Raw genomic sequence first — 5,736 nt, 5'->3', positions numbered from 1 at the left:
GCACATGATGGGTGCCTGACCCCCTCGCCCCCGTCCCACCGACGGCCGCGTACTCCTCGCCCGGAGTACGCGGCCGTCGCGCGTGTCCTGCGGCTCTCCCGGCGCTCAAGTCGAAAAGATGGCCGTCCCACCGCAGAATGTGGTGGAACCGGACTTCTGGTCAGGCTGTGGGGAGGAGATGGCTGTGCGCTCCACACGTCGCCGAACCTGGGCCCTGCTCGCAGCGGCAGCCGGCGTCGCGGGGCTCCTGGCCCCGGTGGCCGTGAGCGCGGCCGGCCGGGCGCAGAGCGGAGCGGCGGCACCCCTCGTCCCGGAACCCGGTCCCTCGGGCGCCGAATGCCGTACGGCGATCGAGGGATCCCAGGTGGTCGCCTACTGCCACAACCCGTACCCCACGACCGATCTCGTCCGGCTCCACACCGAGTGCGCCCGGTGGTGGGACGTCGACGCCGACGGCGGCGCGGTCGCGGTGCAGCCGGGCCGGACGGTCAAGCTGGAGGACCGCTGCTGGAAAGAGGTCGGCTCGGCCTGGGTGAGCCACTCGGTCTCCTCCTGAGCGGCCGGCCCTCAGACCCGCTCCCGCAGGCAGTGCAGCGCGTGGGCGGCGGCCTCCGCCGCCGCCGTCGCGGCGTCGCCCGCCCTGATCGCCTCCACGAGCCGCGTGTGGTCCATGAGCTCCTCCGGCCCCAGCTCCGTGCCCACGTCGTCGCGCAGGTAGTCGCGGAGCAGGTCGTTCAGGTCGGCGTAGAGCTCGGTCAGGACGTCGTTGTGCGACGCGGCGACCACGGCGAGGTGCAGGGTCGCATCGACGGCCACGAAGGCCTCCGCGTCCCCGGACGCCCACACCTCCTCGCGCCGCGCCATCAGCGCGTCGAGCTGCCGCAGATCCCGGTCCGTACGCCGCAGGGCGGCCAGCCGGGCCGCCGAGGACTCCAGCGTGGAGCGCAGCTCGGCGACGTGCCGGGGGTCGGCGTCCGCGAAGCGGCGGTGCATCACCCCCGCCAGCTCACTGGTCGCCACCACATACGTGCCGGAGCCCTGGCGGATGTCCAGCAGCCCGTTGTGGGCCAGGGCGCGCACCGCCTCGCGCACCGTGTTGCGGGCGACCCCGAGCTGCTCGACCAGCTCGGGTTCGGTGGGGATCCGTGAGCCCACGGGCCACTCACCCGAGGTGATCTGATTCCTCAGCTGGGCAATCACCTGGTCGGCGAGAGCCGAACGCCGCGTGGACGTCAGCGCCATGGTGCTCCTTGCTCGTGTTCCGGAGGGGGTGGTCCAGGAGGTGCGGGCCCGTCGGATTGTCCTCCCGATTGTCCCAGGGAGAGAACGGGAGTGGACAGTCAATCATCCCATGATTCTATGATGGGGCTCATGCGTCACGACGAGACCCCGACCATGAGCCCTCCGGCCACCGCCGGCGCCCCGGCGCCCGGAGAATCCGCGTCCGGGCCTTCGCCCTGGGTGCTGCGGATCGTCACCGTCGGCCTGGTCCTCGCCGCGCTGAACCTCCGGCCCGCCATCACCAGCCTCGGCCCCCTCCTCGAAGAGGTCCGGGACGGGCTGCACATGAGCGGCAGCGTCGCCGGGGTCCTCACCTCCGTACCGCCGCTCTGCTTCGCGCTGTTCGGCTTCGCGGCGCCGCGGCTGGCGCGCCGGTTCGGCCCGAGCGCCGTCGTCTGCGCGGGCATGGCGGCCATCGCCGCGGGCCTGCTGCTGCGCCCCTTCGTGGGCGGCACGGCCGGATTCCTCGCCGCCAGCGCCCTCGCCCTGATGGGCATCGCGGTCAGCAACGTCCTGATGCCGGTCATCGTCAAGCGCTGGTTCCCCGACCGGGTCGGCACCGTCACCGGGCTCTACTCGATGGCCCTGGCTCTGGGAACCGCCCTCGCGGCAGCCCTCACCGTGCCCCTGACGGACGCGCTGGGCGGGAGCTGGAAGGCGGGGCTGGTGGTCTGGGCGGGCCTCGCGGCCGTCGCCGTCCTGCCCTGGATACCGCTCGTGCGCAAGCGCGGCCCCGGGTCGGAGCGGACCGCCGGGCAGACCGCGCAGCAGGCTCCCGCGCTGAGGATCACCCGCAGCCGCACCTCCTGGGCGCTCGCCTGCTTCTTCGGTCTCCAGGCCACGGCCGCCTACATCACCATGCAGTGGATGCCGCAGATCTTCCGCGACGCCGGGGTCTCGGCCGGCACCGCAGGAGTCCTGCTCGCCGTGACCATGGCCATGGGCGTACCGCTCGCCTTCGTCATCCCGCGCGCCGCCGCCCGTCTGAAGAACCAGGGAGTGATCGCCCTGGTCCTCGGAGGCTGCGGCCTCGTCGGCTACGCCGGCCTCTACCTGGCCCCCGCCGGCGGTGCCTGGCTCTGGGCCCTCCTGCTCGGCATCGCCAACTGCGCCTTCCCGCTCGCCCTCACCATGATCGGGATGCGCGCCCGCACCGGCGCCGGTGTGGTCAGGCTCTCCGCCTTCGCGCAGTCCACGGGCTATCTGATCGCGGCCCCCGGACCGCTGCTCGTCGGCGTGCTCTACCAGCACAGCGGGGGCTGGGGGCTGCCGATCGCCCTGATGGCGGGGCTCCTGGTGCCGCAGATGGCGGCAGGGGTGCTCGCGGGGCGGGACCGGACGATCGAGGACGAGTGCTGAGATGCGAGACTGTGCGCATGCCAGTGCTCGATCCGAATCCCCAGAACGGCCAGAAGAAGCTTCTCCTCGTGTTCGGCACGATGCTTCTCATCTCCGTGGTCATCGGCGTGATCGCCACGATCGCCTCCCCCTGACCCCCCGAGGTGGGGCTGGCCCCCGTATCCCCTAGGGGGCCAGGTTCAGGGTCGAGTGGGTGGGCCGCCGGATGGGACCGCCGCCGGCCGGCCCGTAGGTTCGGCGTGACACAGCCGAGGACCCAGGAGGCGGACATGCCGGCCCGTACACCCACCCGGACCCACCGCCCGGCCACGGACACCGTCGAGGCCAGGCTGCCGTGGTGGGCCGTCGCGCTGCCCGCCCTCGCCTTCGCCGCGCTCCTCCTGCTGATCGCGGAACCCGGCCAGGCGCACGCGGCGGCCGGTGACCCCGCGATCGGGCGGCTCCTCGGGCACATCCTGGGGCTGGTGCCCGCCTGACGGGCCCCGTACGCACCCCGGCGCCCTCGTGCACCCCCGGCGGACCGGCGCGTCAACACCCTGCGCCCGGAGGCGTCATTCATGCGAAGCTGAGGTGTATGAGCGCCGATACACCTCGCAGGATCGTCCTTCTCAGGCACGCAAAGGCGGAATGGTCGCAGCAGTCCGACCACGAGCGGCCACTGGCGGAACGGGGCAGGAAGGACGCCCCCGTCGCCGGCCGCAAGCTGGCCGATTCAGGCATCGCCTTCGACCTGGCTCTGTGCTCGACCGCGACCAGGACCCGCGAGACCTGGAAGCTCGCGGTCCACGAGTTCGAGCAGCGCCCCAGGACCGTGTACGAGGAGAGGCTGTACGAGGCCTCCCTCGGCGAACTGATCGCCCTGTTCGACGAGACCCCCGACGACGTGCGGAACCTGCTGGTCATCGGCCACAATCCCGGCATGCACGGTGCCGCGGACGCGCTCTCGGGCGGTGCCGAGGGCGACGCGCTCGCCCGCATGACCAGGGACGGCTTCCCGACCGCCGCCTACGCCGTCGTCGAGTTCTCGGGCCCCTGGAAGACCCTGGAACACGGAGTGGGCAAGCTCGTCGAATACTGGACGCCGAACGACTGAGCACGACGCGGGAAGGGGCGCCGGCACACCCCGTGCGCCGGCGCCCCTTCCCGCGTGCCGACCCCGTGCGGTCAGTCCACGAGGCCGTCGGCGGCCTCGACCTCCTCGCGGGTGATCCCGAGCAGGTACAGCACGGTGTCCAGGAAGGGGACGTTCACCGCCGTGTGGGCGGCCTCACGGACGACCGGCTTGGCGTTGAAGGCGACCCCCAGGCCGGCCGTGTTCAGCATGTCGAGATCGTTCGCGCCGTCACCGATCGCCACCGTCTGGGCCAGCGGCACCCCCGCCTGCGCCGCGAAACTGCGCAGCAGCCGGGCCTTGCCGGCCCGGTCCACGATGTCGCCCACCACCCGGCCGGTGAGCTTGCCGTCGACGACCTCCAGCGTGTTGGCGGAGGCGAAGTCGAGCCCGAGGCGCTCCTTGAGGTCGTCCGTGACCTGGGTGAAGCCCCCCGAGACCACGCCCACCTGGTAGCCGAGCCGCTTGAGCGTCCGGATGAGGGTGCGGGCGCCGGGGGTCAGCCGCACCTGCGCCCGCACCTTCTCCACCACCGACACGTCGAGTCCGGCCAGCAGTTCCACACGGGCGTGCAGGGACTGCTCGAAGTCGAGCTCACCGCGCATCGCCTGCTCCGTCACGGCGGCCACCTCGGCCTCGCAGCCGGCATGGGCCGCGAAGAGCTCGATGACCTCGTCCTGGATGAGCGTCGAGTCCACGTCCATGACGACCAGCCGCTGCGCCCGGCGGCTGAGCCCTGCCGACACGACGGCGATGTCGACGCCGATGCCGGCGGCCTCCGTGGCCAGCGCGGTGCGCAGCTCCTCGGTGCCGGTGCCGGACACCGCGAACTCGACGGCGGTGACGGGGTACTTCGCCAGACGGAAGATCCGGTCGATGTTGCCGCCGGTGGAGGTGATCCTGGCCGCTATGGCCGCCGTGGACTCCGCGGTCAGCGGGTGCCCCAGCACGGTCACATGGGAACGGCCGTCGCCACGGGGGCGGTTGTCGCCGGTGCCCGAGATGATCTCGGCCTGCAGCTTCAGCGACTCCGCCCAGCTGTGCACGGTCGCCCGGAGGTCGCCCTCGGCCGTACCGCCCGGGGCCGGCGAGGTCACCAGGGCACACAGGACGATGCGGCCGCGGGTCACGACCTGTTCGATGTCCACGACGTCGACGGCGTAGGCGGCCAGGGTGTCGAAAAGTCCGGCGGTGATGCCCGGCCGGTCCTTCCCGAAGATCTTGACGAGAAGAGTGGGGGCGTCCGTGCCCCGAGGGGCTTCGGAGGGCTCAGGAGACCGGGGTGACCGAGGTGGCTGAGATGCGCTCATGGTGGTCCCACCGTATAGGGCCGCGGGGCGGACCCCGAAGCCGTCCCGAGTGGCGGACACCCGGCGGCCGGGCCCCGGCGGGGCCGGAGGGCCGGGGGCCGGCCGCCCCGGACGGGACGCTCCGGACCTGTTTCTCCCGGGCCGGCGGAGGGGCCGGCCGGCCTCCGCGCGGTCTTCGCGCCGCCCGGCTTTCCGTTACGGGACCGCTCCTGGAATAGTTCCCCACGATGTTCAGCATCCCTAGGCTCCCTGCGACGGGGGGCATTTCGGGGGACGACTAGTGGGGCGCGGAGTGCCGGAACTCGTACTTGAATTGAATGGAAGGACCTGGGCGCTCGATCCGTCCAGGTCGTACGCCCTCGGACGTGATCCGCAGGGCGACCTGGTGATCGACGACGCCAGGGTCTCCTGGCGGCATGCCACGATCAGCTGGAACGGCCGCAGCTGGTCCGTCGAGGACCACGGCAGCACGAACGGCACCTATGTGCAGGGCCGGCGCGTCCAGCAGATGGAGATCGCCCCGGGCACCTCGGTCCACCTGGGCAACGCCACGGACGGGCCGCGGCTGAGCCTCACCGCACCGGCGGCCGCCGGAGTCCAGGGCGGGCAGGCGCCGGGAGCGCGGCAGGCGCCCGCCCCCCATGTGCAGAACGCGCCCGCCCCGCACGTGCAGCA

General features: G+C 72.5%; 8 protein-coding genes. 6 read left to right on the top strand and 2 right to left on the bottom strand.

Going from position 1 to position 5,736, the window contains the following annotated elements; all coding sequences use genetic code 11:
• Window positions 1–184 precede the first annotated feature (184 nt).
• Window positions 185–556 (top strand): hypothetical protein, encoded by a 372-nt coding sequence (locus tag VN520_RS35745; protein WP_325751112.1) that lies wholly within the window; start codon window positions 185–187, stop codon window positions 554–556.
• A gap of 11 nt (window positions 557–567) precedes the next feature.
• Here the strand turns inward: VN520_RS35745 and VN520_RS35740 are convergent, their stop codons facing one another.
• Window positions 568–1,242, bottom strand: coding sequence for a FadR/GntR family transcriptional regulator (locus tag VN520_RS35740; protein WP_325751111.1), 675 nt, complete (start codon window positions 1,240–1,242; stop codon window positions 568–570).
• A gap of 153 nt (window positions 1,243–1,395) precedes the next feature.
• On the opposite strand from VN520_RS35740, the gene VN520_RS35735 reads away from it, so the two are divergent.
• The 4 genes from VN520_RS35735 to VN520_RS35720 all read left to right on the top strand — a co-directional run bounded on the left by VN520_RS35735 (window position 1,396) and on the right by VN520_RS35720 (window position 3,733).
• The gene (locus VN520_RS35735) at window positions 1,396–2,640 is read left to right on the top strand and encodes a CynX/NimT family MFS transporter (protein WP_414720057.1); all 1,245 of its coding nucleotides are present in this window, start codon (window positions 1,396–1,398) and stop codon (window positions 2,638–2,640) included.
• A gap of 17 nt (window positions 2,641–2,657) precedes the next feature.
• Complete coding sequence (locus tag VN520_RS35730) at window positions 2,658–2,774, top strand: SGM_5486 family transporter-associated protein (RefSeq protein ID WP_086010434.1); 117 nt, start codon at window positions 2,658–2,660, stop codon at window positions 2,772–2,774.
• Between the two features lie 135 nt (window positions 2,775–2,909).
• Window positions 2,910–3,116: a hypothetical protein gene (locus VN520_RS35725; protein ID WP_325751109.1), complete on the top strand. Its 207-nt coding sequence runs from the start codon at window positions 2,910–2,912 to the stop codon at window positions 3,114–3,116.
• A 98-nt stretch (window positions 3,117–3,214) separates the two neighbouring features.
• Complete coding sequence (locus VN520_RS35720; RefSeq protein WP_325751108.1) at window positions 3,215–3,733, top strand: histidine phosphatase family protein; 519 nt, start codon at window positions 3,215–3,217, stop codon at window positions 3,731–3,733.
• Between the two features lie 71 nt (window positions 3,734–3,804).
• Here VN520_RS35720 and serB read toward each other — a convergent pair whose 3' ends face one another.
• A complete protein-coding gene (gene serB, locus VN520_RS35715) occupies window positions 3,805–5,061 on the bottom strand; it encodes a phosphoserine phosphatase SerB (RefSeq protein ID WP_325751107.1) in 1,257 nt (418 codons plus the stop codon).
• Window positions 5,062–5,341: 280 nt separating this feature from the next.
• Here serB and VN520_RS35710 point away from each other — a divergent pair.
• The coding region (locus tag VN520_RS35710) for an FHA domain-containing protein (protein ID WP_325751106.1) at window positions 5,342–5,736 on the top strand (395 nt) is incomplete at its 3' end.

The sequence above is a fragment of the Streptomyces sp. genome (assembly GCF_035563135.1).
Classification (GTDB): Bacteria; Actinomycetota; Actinomycetes; order Streptomycetales; family Streptomycetaceae; genus Streptomyces.
Note: the sequence above shows the minus strand (reverse complement) of the source record. Positions and strands in the feature narration are given on the sequence as shown.